This is a genomic window from Cloacibacterium caeni (genome assembly GCF_907163125.1).
In the GTDB taxonomy this organism is placed as follows: domain Bacteria; phylum Bacteroidota; class Bacteroidia; order Flavobacteriales; family Weeksellaceae; genus Cloacibacterium; species Cloacibacterium caeni_B.
Window position 1 is genome coordinate 2,100,632 of the sequence record NZ_OU015319.1, and the last position, 18,971, is coordinate 2,119,602.

Annotated in this window: 17 protein-coding genes; 8 read left to right on the plus strand and 9 right to left on the minus strand. The window is 32.7% G+C overall.

The genetic code is table 11. The annotated features are described in order from the left end of the window. Positions 1-78 precede the first annotated feature (78 nt). The 4 genes from KKQ79_RS09735 to KKQ79_RS09750 all read right to left on the minus strand — a co-directional run bounded on the left by KKQ79_RS09735 (position 79) and on the right by KKQ79_RS09750 (position 5,080). Positions 79-792, minus strand: coding sequence for a hypothetical protein (locus KKQ79_RS09735; protein ID WP_250131229.1), 714 nt, complete (start codon positions 790-792; stop codon positions 79-81). Between the two features lie 274 nt (positions 793-1,066). Further along, positions 1,067-2,569: a BamA/TamA family outer membrane protein gene (locus KKQ79_RS09740; protein WP_250131230.1), complete on the minus strand. Its 1,503-nt coding sequence runs from the start codon at positions 2,567-2,569 to the stop codon at positions 1,067-1,069. Between the two features lie 323 nt (positions 2,570-2,892). Beyond that, a complete protein-coding gene (locus tag KKQ79_RS09745; protein WP_213189956.1) occupies positions 2,893-3,681 on the minus strand; it encodes an SDR family NAD(P)-dependent oxidoreductase in 789 nt (262 codons plus the stop codon). A 142-nt stretch (positions 3,682-3,823) separates the two neighbouring features. Next, positions 3,824-5,080, minus strand: coding sequence for a 3-phosphoshikimate 1-carboxyvinyltransferase (locus KKQ79_RS09750; protein ID WP_213189957.1), 1,257 nt, complete (start codon positions 5,078-5,080; stop codon positions 3,824-3,826). Between the two features lie 96 nt (positions 5,081-5,176). Here KKQ79_RS09750 and KKQ79_RS09755 point away from each other — a divergent pair, with 96 nt between their 5' ends. Further along, positions 5,177-5,470, plus strand: coding sequence for a GNAT family N-acetyltransferase (locus tag KKQ79_RS09755; protein ID WP_213189959.1), 294 nt, complete (start codon positions 5,177-5,179; stop codon positions 5,468-5,470). A 31-nt stretch (positions 5,471-5,501) separates the two neighbouring features. Here KKQ79_RS09755 and KKQ79_RS09760 read toward each other — a convergent pair whose 3' ends face one another. The 3 genes from KKQ79_RS09760 to smpB all read right to left on the minus strand — a co-directional run bounded on the left by KKQ79_RS09760 (position 5,502) and on the right by smpB (position 8,296). Continuing rightward, positions 5,502-6,242: a YebC/PmpR family DNA-binding transcriptional regulator gene (locus tag KKQ79_RS09760; RefSeq protein ID WP_213189960.1), complete on the minus strand. Its 741-nt coding sequence runs from the start codon at positions 6,240-6,242 to the stop codon at positions 5,502-5,504. Between the two features lie 91 nt (positions 6,243-6,333). Further along, the gene (locus KKQ79_RS09765; protein ID WP_213189961.1) at positions 6,334-7,770 is read right to left on the minus strand and encodes an OmpA family protein; all 1,437 of its coding nucleotides are present in this window, start codon (positions 7,768-7,770) and stop codon (positions 6,334-6,336) included. Between the two features lie 67 nt (positions 7,771-7,837). Further along, positions 7,838-8,296, minus strand: coding sequence for an SsrA-binding protein SmpB (gene smpB / locus KKQ79_RS09770; protein WP_213189963.1), 459 nt, complete (start codon positions 8,294-8,296; stop codon positions 7,838-7,840). Positions 8,297-8,669: 373 nt separating this feature from the next. Here smpB and KKQ79_RS09775 point away from each other — a divergent pair, with 373 nt between their 5' ends. The 7 genes from KKQ79_RS09775 (at position 8,670) to KKQ79_RS09805 (ending at position 16,699) form a co-directional block, all read left to right on the plus strand. Further along, on the plus strand, positions 8,670-10,295 hold the full coding sequence (locus tag KKQ79_RS09775) for an ABC-F family ATP-binding cassette domain-containing protein (protein WP_069800965.1): 1,626 nt from the start codon (positions 8,670-8,672) through the stop codon (positions 10,293-10,295). Positions 10,296-10,426: 131 nt separating this feature from the next. Beyond that, positions 10,427-12,139, plus strand: coding sequence for a single-stranded-DNA-specific exonuclease RecJ (recJ, locus tag KKQ79_RS09780; RefSeq protein WP_213189964.1), 1,713 nt, complete (start codon positions 10,427-10,429; stop codon positions 12,137-12,139). 23 nt (positions 12,140-12,162) lie between these two features. Beyond that, positions 12,163-12,525, plus strand: coding sequence for a four helix bundle protein (locus KKQ79_RS09785; protein ID WP_213189966.1), 363 nt, complete (start codon positions 12,163-12,165; stop codon positions 12,523-12,525). Between the two features lie 15 nt (positions 12,526-12,540). Further along, positions 12,541-13,125, plus strand: coding sequence for a nicotinate (nicotinamide) nucleotide adenylyltransferase (gene nadD / locus KKQ79_RS09790; RefSeq protein ID WP_213189968.1), 585 nt, complete (start codon positions 12,541-12,543; stop codon positions 13,123-13,125). A 54-nt stretch (positions 13,126-13,179) separates the two neighbouring features. Continuing rightward, positions 13,180-13,521, plus strand: coding sequence for a DUF3817 domain-containing protein (locus KKQ79_RS09795; protein ID WP_213189969.1), 342 nt, complete (start codon positions 13,180-13,182; stop codon positions 13,519-13,521). Between the two features lie 438 nt (positions 13,522-13,959). After that, a complete protein-coding gene (locus tag KKQ79_RS09800) occupies positions 13,960-16,179 on the plus strand; it encodes an outer membrane beta-barrel protein (protein ID WP_213189971.1) in 2,220 nt (739 codons plus the stop codon). A gap of 88 nt (positions 16,180-16,267) precedes the next feature. Next, a complete protein-coding gene (locus KKQ79_RS09805) occupies positions 16,268-16,699 on the plus strand; it encodes a GNAT family N-acetyltransferase (protein WP_213189972.1) in 432 nt (143 codons plus the stop codon). A 34-nt stretch (positions 16,700-16,733) separates the two neighbouring features. Here the strand turns inward: KKQ79_RS09805 and ctlX are convergent, their stop codons facing one another. Next, entirely contained in the window at positions 16,734-17,654 is a 921-nt protein-coding gene (ctlX, locus tag KKQ79_RS09810) for a citrulline utilization hydrolase CtlX (protein ID WP_213189973.1), read from the minus strand. Positions 17,655-17,740: 86 nt separating this feature from the next. Then, on the minus strand, positions 17,741-18,931 hold the full coding sequence (locus tag KKQ79_RS09815; protein WP_213189975.1) for a homoserine dehydrogenase: 1,191 nt from the start codon (positions 18,929-18,931) through the stop codon (positions 17,741-17,743). Between the last annotated feature and the right edge of the window lie 40 nt (positions 18,932-18,971).

Here is an 18,971-nt window from a genome sequence, read left to right on the forward strand (position 1 = left end):
GTCAATTTTTAAGAAAGCAAAGATATAATTATTTTAAATTTAATAAAAATTAGGAAGATGGAATTGCCCTATCATTGTTTAATTTAAAACTTCTTGAAGGTGAGAGTTGCGTAATCTTTTTTGATAAATAGGCAAATATTTTTCTATAGAGACTTTTACAGCCTCATAATTAGCCACATCTAAATAAATTTTCAAATTATCAGAAGTATATACAAATTGCAGAAAATTATCAACTAAATGTACGGGAACTTTTAATCTGGTAAAATAATCATCACCCAAATATGCTTTAATATTTTTAATGCCAATTTGCATTCTTTCATATTCTTGAAGGCGTTGTTTTTTCTTGGCTTGCCCAGAAATTACATCATAAAGACTCTCTAAACCAATGCTTAAACCACCATTCGCTAAGCTTGCAACAGGCGTTATTGGCGGAGTTCCATCGCCTTTTGGAGCTGGCAAACCTATTATTTTCGCTATTTCAAGAGAAGATTTTTTAGAATCTAAAGTACGAACATCTTTTCTAAGATTTCCTGTAGGTTTAAATCTACTCAAAATCACTTCTTGAATTTCTCTATAAGCCACTTCGAGTTCTATCAAATTTCGAGGATTTTCAAGCAATTGAGGAGTAATTTTGATGTCTTTTCGCTCCGAAACAATTGAGGTAAATCTTATTACATCTCCTACTTTTGCAGGAATTTTAAATTCTCCAGTGTAAGAAGTAAGATACGTTCTCTGTTCATTGAGATTGGTAACGTAAATCTGGTTGAGATAGAAAGAAGATTTATCTCGCATAAATAGAGTTCCAGAAAAAGTTTGAGCGCTTATTGAAGTTAAAAACAGCAAACAGCTTAGTAATAAAATTCGCTTCATAAATATGGAGCAAAAATACTTTGTTTTTCGGACTAAATAAAACGTTGATAACTAAAATTATAGTTAAACTTCTATTAAACTTTTTTTTCAACTGTTAATAATTGTTAGAAGAAACTCAAGGATTCTAAAAAAAATTAACATTCTGGGAATTTCGCTTTATTTTAAAGCAATTTAGAGAATTTTTTTTTGGAGAAATTTAAAACTTACTGATGATTCCCCAATGAATTTTAGTGTCTTGGAATTTAAATGGATTATTAAATTCTTGTCCGTTGGAAATCTGAAAAGTCATCAAACCAATCGGTAATAAAAAATTAAAACCCAGTCCGAAACTATAGAGTTTAGAGGTAGTTTTCAATGAAGAATTTCTCACATTAGCCAATTGCCCGAAAACATCAAAAAATGCTTGATTACTCACCAAATAACGATATTCTATTCCACCAAAAGCATAAAAATCGGTAAAAAGAGACTGTTCATTAAAACCTCGAAATGAATTATAACCACCAATTCTGAAAAGTTCATTAGTAGTAATTTCTCCATCTGAATCCAGCATTGCAGATTCTGCTTTCACATTGAAATAATGATTTCCTTTGAGGTGAAAATTACGCTCTGCAAAGAGAAAATAACGGGTTTGTTGAAAAGTTTTATCTAAATTTTGATAAAAAGAACTGAGTAAATCTGCCTCGCCAATAATTTTGGTTTTGTAAATAAAAAGCGGTTCTTCCGAAGTATCTGTAAATTCGTAAAAAGCTCCAATTCCTTTTTTGCTAAAGTCTTGTCCCGAAGTATAAGTGTCATCTAAAACCGAAGAAATCTCGAAATTTCCTCTCGCTCCAATTTTTTGTTTGGACGAGAGATGAAAATACAACGCTGGACGAAATTTCACATTGGCAAAAGTAGAATCTTGACGGTAAATATTCATATTGAGATTCGTGCCGATGTTAGAACCAAAAAGATACGGAATATCGGCTTGTAAATCGAAGTTTTGTCCACTCTGTTGGTTTCTTTGCCAATACAAAGAAATGGTCTCAAAACTATTAAAAACGTTCTTCAGATTGAGATTAATGCTTCCTGTAAAAGTAAATTTCTTCTTATCATTATTCCCAAAACCGATAATCCCGTCAAAATTATTGGATTTTTTCTTCTGAAAAGTAAGGTAAATTTGCGTAGAATCTTTGGTGAAAAGGGTTTGCGGAGTTTTTTCTAGAACCAAAAAAGGATGGTTTTCTAACCGAGAATTGATTTTGAGCAGATTACCATCATCATACGTTTTTCCTACAAATTCTTTTTCTAAATTCTTCACAAAGCGTTTCGGAACTTTGGTGAATCCTTGCAAAACAAAACCATTGATTACTCTTTTATCACCTTTAAAAATAGAGATTTCAACTTTCGGAACATCGTTTTCAAAGCCTAAAAATTGTGTTTTCACTCGGTTAAAAGCAAAACCTTCGTCTGTATATTTTTGATTGATGACTTGTTTAAGAGAATCTAGATTTTTGGCGAAAATTTCGGGTTTTGATTTTAAAAATTCTGCGGTTTCTGTCGAAAATTTCACTTTGGCTTCATAGAAATTTTTTCCTTTGTCAAAAACGATTTTTGTGATTTTCTCTACTTTTTCAACGTTTAAAATTTTAGTGAAATAGTAATTGTTTTCCGCCAAAGAATCTAGAAATTTCACTGCAGAAAGTGAATCTCTTTTCACGAATTCTTTTTGGGTTTGAACATCAATTAAGATGAATTTTTTCTGTTGGGATTTCAGAAAAAAAGGAAGAAAAATTAGGAATATGTACAGATTTTTTTTCACGCAATGTCGCAAAGATGATTACGCAAAGAACGCAAATTTTTATTGAATTAGTATTTGGCAATCGCCACGAATGCACGAATAAACATTATAAAAATAAAATTTAACTGCTTTTTAAAATTAAACTCTCGCTGATTTAGCAAATTTTGCTAATTGAAACTGTTAATAAATCAGCACAATCAGCGAAAAAAATCTATAAATTTATTCGTGTATTCTTGGCAACCTTAATCCATTTTATTATACTTCTTCATCAAATTTTCAAACGTTTTCTGAGGAAGAATCCATTTCAAAGGAACGCCAATTTTCTGCCCGAACTTCCCGAAATAATAATGTGCTTTCCAAGATTTTTTTTCTAATAATTTTTCGATGTAAAGTGCCACTTCCAAAGGTTCGGTTCCTTCGTCAACGTGAGCGTTCATTAAAGAATATACCTTGTCAAAAACGTTTTTATACGATTCTGAAACTTGAGTTTTCACTCTATTTTCTGCAATTTTGGTTTTAATATCTCCCAAATGTAAACTGCAAACCTCTACATTCCATTGATAGACTTCGTAACGCATTGCTTCTACCACTTTATCCAGTGCAGATTTTGAAGCCGAATAAAATCCACGAAACGGAAGTCCCATTTCACTACCAATACTCGAAATATTGATTATTTTTCCGAATTTTTGTTCACGCATTTTTGGCATTACTGCGCTCATCATTTGCACAGCTCCTACTAAATTTAGGTTAAACAATTCTGTGATATTTTCTTTGGTAGAATCTTCTACAGCGCCTACCATTCCCATTCCTGCATTGTTGATGAGCACATCTATTCTGCTTTCGGTTTTTAGAATTTCTGAAATCGCAGCTTGAACTTGTGTGTTATCAGTAATATCGGTTGGAATCGAAGTAAAATATTGATTTTCCACATTTTTTCGACTTAAGCCAAAAACTTTATGTCCTTTTTCTCCGAAATATTCAGCGAGTGTAAAACCAATTCCTGTGGAAGTTCCTGTTATTATTATTGTCATCAATTTTGTTCGTTTTTATATCACAAAGTTCTCAAAGCATTTCACAAAGTTCACTAATTTTAGATTATTGAGACGCTTTGCTTTTTGAAGAGAAATATTAAAAACCTTTGTGCTCTCCGTGCAAAACTCTGTGAACTCTATGTTACAACTTCTCTGTAATTTCAAAAAAATCCCTCCAAAAATCTGGATAAGATTTTTCTACCACATCTTCGTTTTGTATGTCTAATTCTTTTACCAAAGCAAACGGCGCAAAACTCATCGCCATTCTGTGATCATTGTACGTGGCAATAGAAATATCATTTTTTTGTTCAAAAAATTCTAAAGATTTGATGGAATTTTCGGAAATTTCTGTTTTGCAACCAATTTTTTCTAATTCGTTTTGAAGTGCGACTAGTCTATCTGTTTCTTTCACTTTCAAAGTTCCTAAACCTGAAATTTCAAAAGGCAATTTCAGTGCAACACAAGTCACACAAACCGTTTGTGCAATATCTGGACAATCATTCATATCCAAAACGAATTTTTCTGGATATTGAAAATGAGTATCTGGAAGTAATGTAATTTTATTCTCTCCTGCGTCAGAAATGGTATTTACTCCAAAAAATTTCAAATAAATTTCTTTTAAAGCTGAATCTCCTTGTAATGAATGAGCATAAAAACTCTTGAGATGTATTTTTTTCTTACCAATCGCCACCAAAGAATAAAAATAAGAAGCAGAACTCCAATCACTTTCTACGGTGTAATGCTTAATCTTAGAAGAGTGATAATGCCTATCTAATTTTTGATTCGATAAAGACGACTCCGCACTTAATATTTTTATAGTATTTCCTTCAAAACGTGTTTCAATTCCAATGTCTTTTAAGATTTTAAGTGTCATTTTAATATAGGAACGAGAGGTAATTTCGCCTTGCAAATCTATTTCTAAACCGTTTTCCAGACTAGCGCCAATTAACAAAAGCGAAGTAATAAACTGTGAAGAAATATTGGCAGGAATTTTTACAAAATTCTTCTCAATTTTCTTTCCTTGAATTTCTATAGGCGGAAAACCTTCATTTTCCAGATAATTAATTTCCGCGCCTAATTCTCTTAATGCGTCAACCAATGGTTTTATGGGTCTTTGCTTCATCCTTTCCGAACCCGTAAGAATGGTTTTTCTTCCTTCTTGAATGGCATAAAATGAGGTCAAAAAACGCATTGCCGTTCCGGCGTGATGAATATCTACCGTTTCAGCATCTTCGTTCAGTGCTTTTTGTAAAAGTTGAGTATCTTGGCTATTTGAAAGGTTTTCTATTTTTAAATCTCCGAATAATTTTCCCAAAATAAGCAAACGATTCGAGATGCTTTTCGAACCTGTTATGGAAATGGTTTTTCCGTCTAAAAGATGTGATTTTGAAATTTTCATAATTTATAGAAATGCTAAATTATAAGGAAATTTAATCAAATGCAATTATATGATGTTCGAATTTTAAAATTTCTTACTTTTATAAAAATTTAGATTATGAATTTAATTTTTGAAAATCATAAAAACGGAAACGGAGGCTTTATTTCTCTTAAAAATGAAAGCGAAGAAATCGGGAGGCTGACTTATACAATTCAGCCAGAGAAAAACACACTGATTATTTCTTATGTAATGGTTTTTCCTAAATTCGAGGGAATGGGAATGGGGAAAAAACTCGTAGAAAAAGGCATAGAGTTTTCGAGAGAAAACGATTGGACTATTGTTCCGCATTGTTCTTATGCTCGTTCTGTAATGCTTAGAATGAAAGATATAGAAGATGTATTTCCTCAATAAGAAAGCCGCAAAATTTGCGGCTTTCTTATTTTTATAGAGAATTCATCAGTTCATCTGTAATTTCCATATTGTGGTAAACGTTTTGCACATCATCATCATCTTCGAAACGTTCTAGCATTTTCATATTGGCTTTGAACTGTTCTTCGTTTACTTCTTTGGTATTATTTGCTATTCTTTGTAGTTCCGCACTTTTAGCTTCTATTCCAAGCTCATCTAATTTATGAGACATAGAACCAAAATCTTCAAATGCAGTGGTAATCATCACTTCTTCTTCATCGCTATCAATTTCTTCTGCACCTCCATCAATCATTTCCATCTCGAAATCTTCCCAATCCATTTTGATTAAAGATTTATCTATGGTGAAAATTCCTTTTCTGTCAAAGATGAAAGCTAACTCTCCGTTCTTACCTAAATTACCATCAAATTTATTGAAAATTGCTCTTACGTTTGCAACCGTTCTGGTAGAGTTATTGGTTGTACATTCTACAAAGAAAGCTACACCACCTTGTCCATAACCTTCATAAGTAACTTCATCATAATGTTCTGCATCTGCACCAGAAGCTTTCTTAATCGCTCTTTCTACATTGTCTTTAGGCATATTTGCCCCTTTTGCATTTTGGATACATCTTCTAAGAGCAGGGTTAGAATCTGGATCTGGACCGCCAGCTTTTACTGCAATAGCGATATCTTTCCCAATTTTAGAAAACGTTTTGGCCATTTTATCCCAACGAGCCATTTTTGAAGCTTTTCTATATTCGAATGCGCGTCCCATAATTATAAATTTACGAATGCAAAAATACAAAATTTAGTGCAAAAAAACACCCCCAAAATTGAGGGTGCTTATTATTTTGAAAAATAATTAATTATTTTTTCTTTTTAGCTGGAGCTTTTTTAGCTGGAGCAGGAATATCATGTTTAGGTAATGATTCCCAAAGTGTAGTAATTTCTTCTACTACTACTTTTCTGTCTTTCAATCTAGCTTCATCAGATGCAGTTGCAGGCTCTGTAGCTTGAGCAGATCCAACTCCTCTAGATTTTAATTGATCAGCAGATACACCTCTAGCTTCTAGAGCTTTTACTACAGCAGCAGCTCTTTCTCTTGAAAGTTTTAAGTTGTAAGCATCAGTACCTTTTTTATCAGTATGACCGATTACTAAATATTTACCGTTACCATATTGTTTAAGATATGCAGCAGCAGCATCTAATTTAGGTTCAGATTCTGGTCTTAAAGTAGCTTTGTTAAAGTTGAATAAGATATCTTTAAGTTGACCTGTTACATCTTCAGCTACTTTTCTAGGGCATCCGTTAAGTTCTTTTAATCCAGGAACTGTAGGACAAGCATCATCTTTATCAAGAACACCGTCACCATCTGTATCTGGCCAAGGGCAACCATTGTTTGCAGCAGGACCTGCTACTGACGGACAAGCGTCGTCTTTATCAAGAACACCGTCACCATCTGTATCTGGCCAAGGACAACCGTTATTTTCTACTGGACCAGCAACTTCTGGACAGTTATCATCTTTATCAGCAACACCGTCACCGTCTGTATCTGGACAACCTTGGAATTGAGCAAGACCTGGTTCATCTGGACAAGCATCTTCGCTATCTTTGATACCATCTTTATCTCTATCTGTATTACCGAATCTGAACATGAGAGAAGCAGAAGCTTGCCAGAAATCAGGTACATTTGTATTATCTCCAGGTGTAGCTACATAATCTCCTTGTAAATTAAATCCAAAGTTTTTAGTTAACCATAAGTTTGCACCTAACCCCGCTGCAGCTGAGAAATGGTTCGCTTTTCCAGTTACATCATCACTATTATAAGTCCCTCTTAATACATCATTTGCATTGTCATATCTTGGAAAGGTAAGACCTGAGTAATCATGTCTTAAGTAGTTAGCCCCAACTCTTGCATATGGATCAAACCAAGATTCTTCATTCCAAAGACCTGCAAATTTAAATTGTAAACCAAGACCTGTTTGTAGGAAAAATTCTTTCCCCATATCAAATCTCTTGTTATCAATATTTCCTACTGAAGTTTGCCAATCAAGAACAAAATACTTGTTAAGGTTTCTTGCAATAGTTAATTTTGATAATGGAGGTGTAATAGTATAGTTGTTAAGCGTGAAAACTTGATCGAAGTTGTCAAATACTTTGTCAACACCACCGTTAGCAACACCCATGTGATTCACTCCATGTGCACCAACTCCGATAACCCAAGGGTTAGAAGTAGTTTGAGCGAAAGCAGTAGAGGCAAGTGTAAGTGCCAATGCTGAAATTCCTAATTTTAGATTTTTCATAGAATTAAATGATTAAATAATTGATAATGCAAAATAAACACAAAATATCGTTAAAAACAAAGTTTTTTTAGGTTTTCTTTAATATTCTGTCTAAATTTCTTTTATTTTCTCTGTTTTTTATTGTTTCTCTTTTATCAAAAAGTTTTTTTCCTCTACCTAAAGCAATCAACATTTTTGCTTTTCCTCGGTCATTTATGTAGAGTTTTAGGGGCACTATAGTCATCCCTACATCTTTCAACTTTCTTTGAAACTTTTGCAATTCTTTTTTGTGTAATAAGAGTTTACGCTCTCTTTTGATTTTATGATTATAAAAAGTTCCCAATTTATACTCATCAATACTCATATTCACAACGAATAGCTCATTTTCTATAAACTGACAAAAACTCTCTGTAATAGAAGCTTTAGACGAACGAAGCGCTTTAATTTCGGTTCCCGTAAGAACAATTCCTGCTTCTATCTGCTCTAAAATTTCATATTCGAATTTTGCTCGTTTATTTAAAATATTTATGGTTTTTTCTATCTTCATTGTATACTGCAAATGTCTAATTATTGCTAAAATATAAATTTACATAATTTATATTAAAGTTTATAAAATTTTACCATTTTTATTGAATTCTGAAATCTTCATTAAAATGACAAATGACTTGAAAAACCTTGAAACAAGCACCAAAGCACGTGCCAAATTCAGTTTTTCCGCTCATTTTAATTGAATAAAAAAACCAACTTACTGATAATCATTTATTAAAATTTATTAATTTTTTATGAATCAAATAATTTTAAAGGTCAATTAACCTACCCTAGAAATCTATTTTCCTTTATAATAATTCATTCTTTATCCGAAACTTAGCCTCGAAATACCAAATTCTTTTCTTACTTTTGCGCCAAATTTACGAAACAATATGTTAACAGTATCTAATTTATCACTACAATTCGGGAAGAGAGTTTTATTTGACGAGGTAAACATCATGTTTACCAAAGGAAATTGCTACGGAATCATCGGAGCAAATGGCGCAGGAAAATCTACTTTTCTGAAAATTTTAACAGGAAAACAAGAACCAACTACAGGAAATGTATCACTAGAACCTGGCAAAAGAATGTCTGTTCTAGAACAAGATCACTTTGCTTACGATAATTTTACCGTTTTAGAAACTGTTTTAAGAGGAAATAAAAAACTCTTCGAAATCAAAGAAGAAATGGATGCGCTTTATGCTAAAGAGGATTTCTCTGATGCAGACGGAATAAAAGCTGGAGAACTCGGTGTAATCTATGACGAAATGGGAGGCTGGAACGCAGAATCGGATGCGCAAACCATGCTTTCTAACGTGGGAATCAAAGACGAAATGCACTGGCAAATGATGGGAGAGCTAGAAAACAAAGACAAGGTAAAAGTTCTTTTGGCTCAAGCACTTTTCGGAAATCCAGATGTTTTGATTCTAGACGAACCTACCAATGACTTAGATATTGACACCATCGCTTGGTTAGAAGATTTCTTAGCTGATTATGAAAATACGGTAATTGTAGTTTCTCACGACCGTCACTTCTTAGACACCGTTTGTACGCACATTGGTGACTTAGATTATTCTAAATTAAATCTTTATACAGGTAACTACTCTTTCTGGTATCAGGCTTCTCAGTTAGCTACAAGACAACGTCAACAAGCAAATAAAAAAGCTGAGGAAAAGAAAAAAGAATTACAAGATTTCATTGCTCGATTTAGTTCTAACGTTGCTAAAGCAAAACAAGCAACTGCTAGAAAGAAAATGATTGAGAAACTGAATATTGACGATATAAAACCTACTTCTAGACGTTATCCTGCAATTATTTTCGAAATGGAAAGGGAAGCAGGCGACCAAATTCTTGAAGTAAAAGATTTAGAAAAAACCAAAGACGGCGAATTGCTTTTCTCTAACGTAGATATTAAGTTAAAGAAAGGTGATAAAGTAGCTATTATCTCTAAAAACTCTTTGGCAATTTCAGAATTTTTCGAAATTATTTCAGGAAACGCAACTGCAGATAAAGGAGAGTACAATTGGGGAGTTACTACGAACCAATCTTACATGCCTCTAGACAATACTGATTTCTTCCAAGATAAGAGCTTAAATTTAGTAGACTGGTTAAGACAATTCACTAAAAATGACGAAGAAAGACACGAAGAATTTATGCGTGGTTTCCTTGGCAGAATGTTATTCTCGGGAGACGAAGCATTGAAATCTTGTACTGTACTTTCTGGAGGTGAAAAAATGAGATGTATGTTCTCTAGAATGATGCTCCAAAAAGCAAACGTTTTACTTTTAGACGAACCAACCAACCACTTAGACCTAGAAAGTATCACTACGCTGAACAACTCACTTTCTAATTTCAAGGGAAACATTTTATTGGCTTCTCATGACCACGAAATGCTTCAAACGGTTTGTAACAGAATCATAGAACTTACTCCAAAAGGTGTTATCGATAGAGATATGACTTACGATGAATATCTAGAAGACAAAAAAATTAAAGAATTACAACAACAAATGTATTCTTAAGCTGAAAGGCGAAAGAAAAAAGTTAAAAAATATACCGCTCAAAATTTTGGGCGGTTTTTTTTGTTTTTAAAATAGAACTAATAACAAATGTCTATTAAATTAGCAATTATTTTTTCCCTAACTTTGCATTTATGAGCCAAAAATGGATATATAAACCAGTACCTGATGAAGAAATTGTAGACAGCATCAGTTCTTCAATTGGTTTCGGGACTTTAGAATCAAAAATTTTGGTTCTAAGAGGCATTGATGATTACCAAAAAGCCAGAGAATTCTTCAAACCAAAATTAGAAGACATTCACAGTCCGTTTTTGATGAAAGATATGCAATTGGCAGTAGACAGAATTGCCTCTGCAATAGAAAATGGCGAAAAAATTCTGGTTTACGGCGATTATGATGTAGACGGAACTACTGCAGTTTCGCTCATGTATCTTTATCTTTCTAAAATTGTAGAAAAAAAATATTTAGATTTCTATATTCCAGATCGTTATTCTGAAGGTTATGGAATTTCTGATGAGGGAATTAATTTTGCTAAAGAAAACGGATTCTCACTTATCATCGCATTAGATTGTGGAATTAAGGCCTTAGATAAAATAGAATATGCCAGTTCTCTAGGTATTGATTTTATTATTTGCGACCACCATTTACCAGGCGAAGAATTACCAAAAGCTTTTGCCGTTTTAGACCCAAAAAGAACCGATTGTAGATATCCTTACAAAGAACTTTCTGGTTGTGGAGTAGGCTTTAAATTATGTCAAGGTCTTAATACTATTTATAAAATTCCAGAAAACGAGCTCTATGAACTTACTGATTTACTCGCTATTTCTATTGCCGCAGATATTGTAGCAATGACTGGCGAAAATAGAGTTCTAGCAAAACTGGGATTAAAAACATTAAGAAAAACCAGAAAATTAGGAATAAGACTCCTGATTCCTGAAGAAAAAATTTCTACGTTTGATATTTCTAACATCGTTTTCGAAATTGCTCCGAAAATCAATGCTGCAGGAAGAATTTCTCATGGAAAAGCCGCGGTAGAATTGATGATTTCAGACAACTTGAAACACGCTCATCAAATTGTAGACGACATCTTAAACCTCAACGATTCCAGACGAGAATTAGATGCCAATACTACTCAATCTGCCTTTAACCAAGTCATCGAAACCCAACAAGAAAATAATTTCACCACTGTAGTTTATCACAATGAGTGGAACAAAGGCGTAATAGGGATTGTAGCTTCTAGACTGACGGAAGTGTACTACAAACCGACTTTGGTTTTCACCGATGGAAACAATGGCGAAATGGTAGCTTCTGCGAGAAGCGTTTCAGATTTTGATGTGCACGAAGCCTTAGAAGCGTGTAGTGAATATTTCTTAAAATTCGGAGGACATCAAGCTGCGGCTGGACTTTCGATGGAAAAAGATAAATTTGAAGCTTTCAAAGAAAAATTTGAAAAAGTAGTGGCCGAAAAAATTCAAGAACACCAAAAATTCCCTTCCATTACGATAGATTCTGTCATTGAAATAGAAGATTTAAACCGCGATTTCTTTAATTTTCATAGAAAATTATCACCTTTTGGTCCACACAATATGAAGCCTGTTTTAGAACTGAGAAACCAAAAAGTTTCTGGTTATGTAAAACAAATGGGTAAAGACGGAAATCACCTAAAATTCTATATTCATCAACCGGTTTCTGGTAGAAATATAGAATGTATTGGCTTTAAATTAGGTCAATATATGGATGATTTCAAAACTAAAAATTTTGACATTGCTTTTACCGTAGAAGAAAATCATTGGAAAGGAAACGTGACCTATTATTTGAACATTCGTGATGTGAAATTTAGGGATTAGGAATTAAGATTTAGGGATTAGTTATGGGAGATTTCAAAAGTTTGATTGTTTGGCAAAAGTCTGTTTCTTTGGTTACAGAAATTTATCATTTAACAGAAAAATATCCTAAACATGAAATCTTCGGCTTAACTTCCCAAATCAGAAGAGCATCCGTTTCTATCCCATCTAACATTTCAGAAGGCCATTCTAGAAGAAGTTCTAATGATTATATTCAATTTTTAAAAATTGCAAGAGGAAGTTTAGCAGAATTAGAAACACAATTTCTAATTTCTAAAAACTTAAATTTTATTTCCGAAGAACAATATCAAGATTTTGATACAAAATTTATAGAAATTGCTAAAATGCTAAACTCTCTTATCACATCAATCCAAAAATCTAATCCCTAACTCCTAAACCCTTTAATGAAAAAAATCGGACTATTTTTCGGCTCATTCAATCCCATTCATATTGGGCATTTGATTTTGGCGAACTATATTTTAGAAAATTCGGATATGGATGAACTTTGGTTTGTAGTTTCTCCGCAAAATCCATTTAAAGATAAAAAATCATTGCTTACAGACCATAATCGTCTTGATATGGTGCAACTTGCAGTGAAAAACTATCCTAAAATGCGAGCTTCTAATGTAGAGTTTTCTTTACCAAAGCCAAGTTACACGATTGATACGCTTACTTATCTCAAAGAAAAATATCCCAATTATTCTTTTGCGCTGATTATGGGCGAAGACAATCTAGACTCGCTTCCTAAATGGAAAAACGCAGAAAAACTGATGTCTGATTATCAAATCATAGTCTATCCCAGAACTTTTGAAGGTGAGAAAAAAGACAGCGAATATTTACAGAGCGAGAACATCAGCATGGTAAATGCACCGATAATAGAACTTTCTGCCACAGAAATTAGAAATATGATTAAAGAAGGCAAAAATGTAAGACCTATGCTTCCACCAGAAGTTTTTGAATATTTAGACGGAAGTAGTTTTTATAAGTAAAATTCATTATTAAATCTTTATTTTTGTACTTCAAATAAAGTAACTCACTACACAATGGAATTCATCGAAAATTTCTTTTTATCCAAATATTCTCAAGAAAAACTCATCAAATGGTTTAGACAAATTTGTATCGCCGAAGCTATTTCTTGGCTTTTGCTTTTCTCTGCTATGATTTGGATTCGTGAGGACAAGGAGGGAATTTTACCCATTATTTACATCAGTGTGATGGGAAGTATTCATGGTTTATTTTTCACACTATACCTGATTTTAGCCTTTCCTTGTAGAAAAATTTATCAGTGGGATGACGAAGATTCTGTATTCGCACTTCTGGCTGCGTTTTTTCCGTTGGCAACGATTTGGATTGACAAAAAACTGGCAAAATTTGAGAGAGAATAAAGATTTGACCTTCAAAATATTATAAAAAGTGGAAAGAAATTTTCACTTTTTTTTGTTTTTTTGATGTAATACTTATTCCATTTAGATTGTCTTATTTCTGAAAGCAATTCATTAACTAAATTTTTATCACTGAAAATCAATAAGTTAAATCAAGTAATAAATTTTATTTACTACTTTGTATTGCATAATACTAAATTAATTATATATCTTTGCAATGTAAATTATTTAACAAAACATACTTCAGCTAAATAGAAGAAAATTTTTTAGAAAAACTTTTAACCATTTAAAAACTAATAACTAAAACTAATAACCAAACTTGAAAAAGTCGCAGTGAAAAAATTAATAACCACAAAAACTAATCACCACACCAAATCACTGAACTAATAACCTACTGCGACTTTTCTTTTTTTCACAACATTTAAACTTAAAAATTACACCATGAGAAAAATATTATTTACCGCCGCACTTCTTACTTCTCTTTTTTCTTATTCGCAAGAAGAAAAAACGAAAGACATAGAAGAAGTAAAAATGACCAAAAAAGTGCTTCAAAAAAAATCTGACAGATTGGTTTTTGATGTAGCAGCATCGCCTATTGCTAAAGGAAATAATGCTTTTGATTTATTGAAAGAAACGCCACTTGTTTCTTCTACCGATGATAAAAACATAAAAATTTCTGGAAAAAGCAATGCTGTAATTTTCATTAATGGTAGAAAATCTAATATGAATGCAGATGCTCTAGAATCTTTTTTGAAAAGTATGCCTGCAGAAAATATTGCAAAAATAGAAGTCATTACAGTACCTGGAAGTGAATATCATGTAGAATCTAGTGATGGCATCATCAACATTATTCTGAAAAAGAAACTCACCGACGGTACAAACGGAAATTTACGATTCGGGAATACTCAAGCCAAAAGAAATAGCCAAAATGCTTCTGCATCTATTAATTTCAGAAAAAATAAGTTAGCAATAAGTTCTAATTTTAACAGCAGAAACACCTTTAGAGACCAACAATACACGCTTAAAAACGGAGATGCTAATTTTAATAACACTTCTGTAGGATACGTAAGAAATAATGATTTAGATTTAGGCGGTTATGTAAATGTAGACTATGACCTTACCGAAAAACAAAACATAGGTTTAAGCTATAATTCTTGGTACAGCGAAACAAAAGACGCACAAAGTAATTTACTGAACACTCTACTCTACCGAGATGATAACAATGTTACTAAAACTACTTATAATAGAGCTGTAAATAATATGAACGCTCGTGATTTTAACAACTCTATCAACTTAAATTATGAAGCAAAATTAGATGACAAAGGAAGCAAAATAAACCTTAATGCAGCTTATCTTAACTTTACTAAAGCTCAACAAAACATTAATGTAACCACTATTACAGACGTTTTAGGGAATAATATTTCAGAAGTAGGAAAATTTAGACAAGAAATTCCTCAAAACATCGATAACCTTTCTACAACACTGGATTTTACAAAAGTTTTTAAAAATTTCACCCTTTCTACTGGTGGTAATTTTAATAAAACCAAAACAGATAATGATACTTACTTAGAAAGATTTCACTATCCTTCGCAAACCTATATTAAAGACATTAATCAAAGTAATCATTTTGTATATGACGAAAAAATAGGAGGTATCTATGCCAATGCAGAAAAAAACTTTGGAGAAAAATTCTCAGCAAAAATAGGAGCTAGATTAGAATTTACAGACAGCTACGGCGAAATTCTAAACACCAATATTAATGTGAAAAGAAATAACACCAATCTGCTCCCTACTGTTAATCTAAATTACACCATCAATAAGAACAACTCTCTTTCTTATGCTTTTACCAGCAGAGTAAAAAGACCTAGCTTCTGGGAAATAAATCCTGAAAGAGTATACCTTACAGAAATTAATTATATACAGAATAATCCTTTTGTAAAAGCTTCTTCTGTATACAACCAAGAATTAATGTACATGTATAAAAATTCTTATTTTTTACAAATTTCAGACTCATATACCAAAGACGCTACCACACAAGTTCCTCTGCAGAGAACCATCAAAAATTCTGACGGAGAAAATGTAAAAGAACTAAGATACATCAGAACCAATTATGGCTCAGAAAATAATTTCTCTGTAAATCTAGGAATGAATAAGAATTTCTTTAACCAAATCTGGACTGCAAATTACGTATTAGGTTTACAAGTAAATTCTTTTAAAGGAACTGTAGACACAGATCCAATTACTGGAGAAAAATTCGCGCCGTTTCACGCAAATGGAAGCATGACTACTCCATTTTTACAACTATCAAACAATATTAGACTCTCATCTAAAAAAGATTGGTTTCTGGGCGTAAATTACTTCTACCTTGGCAAACAGAGAATAGATTTAGGCATTCTAGACCCTATTTCTTCTTTAGACTTCTCTGTGAAAAAAATATGGAATGATTTCACATTTGCGGTAGACTTCAGAGATGTACTTAATACCAATTGGGTTACCATAAACAGCATTCAAACAGATGGAAATTACAACTATATAGACCAAAACCAATACAACAGAAGATTTAACCTCTCTATTACCTATAATTTTGGAAACAAAAAACTGAAAAAGGCCAGAAGCATAGATGGAGCAGCAGATGAAATCAAAAACAGAACAGGAAACTAATCTCACAAAAACCCATCATATTAAACTAAATTTTAATTAAAGAAATCACGAGCAAAATTTTGTTCGTGGTTTTTTTTATTTTTACAACATGATATACAGAAAAGCAACCATTAAAGATATTCCTCTGATACAAGTAGTGAGAAATTCTGTAAAAGAAAATCAACTTTCTAATCCTAACTTAATTCCTGATGAATTGGTAGAAGAGTTTATTACCAAAAGAGGAACTGGTTTCGTGTGCGAAATTGATGATAATATTGTAGGCTTTTCTATTGTAGATTTTATAGAAAATAATGTTTGGGCGCTATTTCTTCTACCCGAATACGAAGGAAAAGGTATTGGCAAAAAACTTCATCAATTAATGCTTGACGAATATTTTAGCAAAACCCAAAAAACCATTTGGCTTTCAACAGAAACAAATTCTAGAGCAGAACTATTTTACAAAAAACAGGGCTGGAAAAACGCAGGATTCCACGGAGAGGAAATAAAATTTGAAATGAGTTTTAAAGATTGGAAAAAATAAAAGCACCGAAAACTTCGGTGCTTCAGTTTATATTTTATTTCTTCGGTAAGAAAACCTCAGCAAGCATGCATCTTGCGCTTCCGCCACCATTTATTTCTATGGTTTCTAGATTAGAATAAATAATTTCATTGTACTTTTTGATAGCTGAAATTTGCTCTGGCGTTAAAGAATTGTAAGCCGTTTCACTCATTACCAAAAACTTTTTGCCATCTTCGTTTTGTACTTGAAGCATATTTCCCGCGAATTGTTGCATTTGATCTTCAGAAATTTCTATAATTTCCTTTCCTGATTCTAAAATCGTATTCACTACGTTCACTCTTTCGGTTTCATCATCAATACAATCTAGGCAAATCACCACAAATTGGTCTGCTACACACATCATCACATTGGTATGATAAATTGGTAATCTTTCTCCATTCGCTGTTTGAAAAGAATGAAAAACAACAGGGGTGTAACCAAATTTCTCACAAAATTCTCTGAACAATTTTTCGTCTAACCTCAGCGAAACAGAACCATACGCTAATTTGTGGTCATGATCGAAAATCATGCTTCCTGTTCCTTCTAAAAATTTTCCTTCTTTTTCTGGCGCCGAAAAATCAATGATTTCTTTTACCTCAAATTTCTCTTGAAGCGTTTCTAAAATATCATTTCTACGTTCCCATCTTCTGTTCACGGCACACATTGGATAGAGAACAACTGTTCCATCTTGGTGCATAGAAATCCAATTATTAGGAAAAATAGAATCTGGAGTATGAGGTTCTAACGTGTCTTTAATCGTCATCACATTGATGCCATGACTTCTTAATTTTTCTGCAAAATTTTGAAACTCTTGCAGTGCTTTTCCTTGCGTTTCAGCATTTTCTGAATTTACTTGGAAATAATTATTCTGTGCCGTTTCTGCATTAAAACCAAATGCAACGGGCTCTATCATTAAAACGGTGTTGGTTGTTTGCATATATTTTTCTTGTCTGCCAAAAATACAAAAAATAAAGCGTCATTTTTCAGAGAAAAACAACGCTCAAGGAAAAAACAAGTTAATAATTATAAAATATCAATCAACACAAATGACACCTCATCTTGATGCTTTGTGAAAACGTCTTTTAGTTGCTGAAAACGAATGCTTCCTACAAAATAAGCATCTTCTCTATTGCCATAAAACTCTTCAATTTCTTCAAAATAATTTTCAAAATTTTGGCTGTCTTTGGCTTTATGTCTAAATAAAACTTTCAAAGGAAAATCTTGAGCCAATTTCAGATTTTCTGAGTTGGCTATTTTCTTGTATTCATATCTGTAATCATAAGCAATGGCTGAAATATCAGACAAAACTGCACTTGCAGTAGGCAATGAACCCGCTCCTCTTCCGTAGAAAAATTGCTTATCGGCAAAAGCGGTTTGTACTTTTACTCCGTTAAAAACATCACTCACTGTAGAAAAAGTATCAGTAGATTTTACAAATTTCGGAATCACAAGTGCGATGACTTCTTCTTCATTTCTTTTTTGAGCGTAAGCCAATAATTTAATTTGTAGATTTTTTTCTTTGGCATATTTGAGTTCTAAATCTCCCAAATTCTGAATTCCCACATTGAAAACTTCTTCTGGCTTCGTGGTAATTCCGAAAGAATGCGTCAATAGAATTTGAAGTTTAGAGCGTGCATCAAAACCGCCTGTATCCAATATAGGATTGCTCTCTGCATAGCCTTTTTCTTGGGCTTCTTTCAGTGCCTCTTCGTAGCTTAAATTATCTTGGAAAGTTTTGGTCAAAATATAATTGGTAGAACCATTTACAATTCCTTGAATAGATTGCAGAAAGTCATTATTGTAATACTCTTCTAAATTTCTAATAATCGGGATACTGCCACAAACTGCCGCTTCATACAAGAAAGGAACCTGATGCTTTTTTTGCAGTTCATGCAATTCTTCGAAATGTTCTGCAATCATTTTTTTGTTCGCCGAAACCACTGCTTTTCCGTTTTCTAACGCAATTTTTACAATTTCAAAAGCTGCATCTGCATCATCTATTAATTCTACGACCAGATTGATTTCTTCATCTTGCAGAATTTCGTTTTTATCATAATGAAAATGCTCTGGCGAAATATTTCTAGGCTTATCTTTATGCTTTACTACAATTTTTTTGATGGTGGCATCTACCGTTTTACTTTTGTGCAAAACATCATAAAGACCAGTTCCTACCACTCCATAACCAAACAATCCTATCGTTAATTTTTTGCTCATTTTTTTAATTTTAATTTTTTGAAAATCATCATTTGTGTTT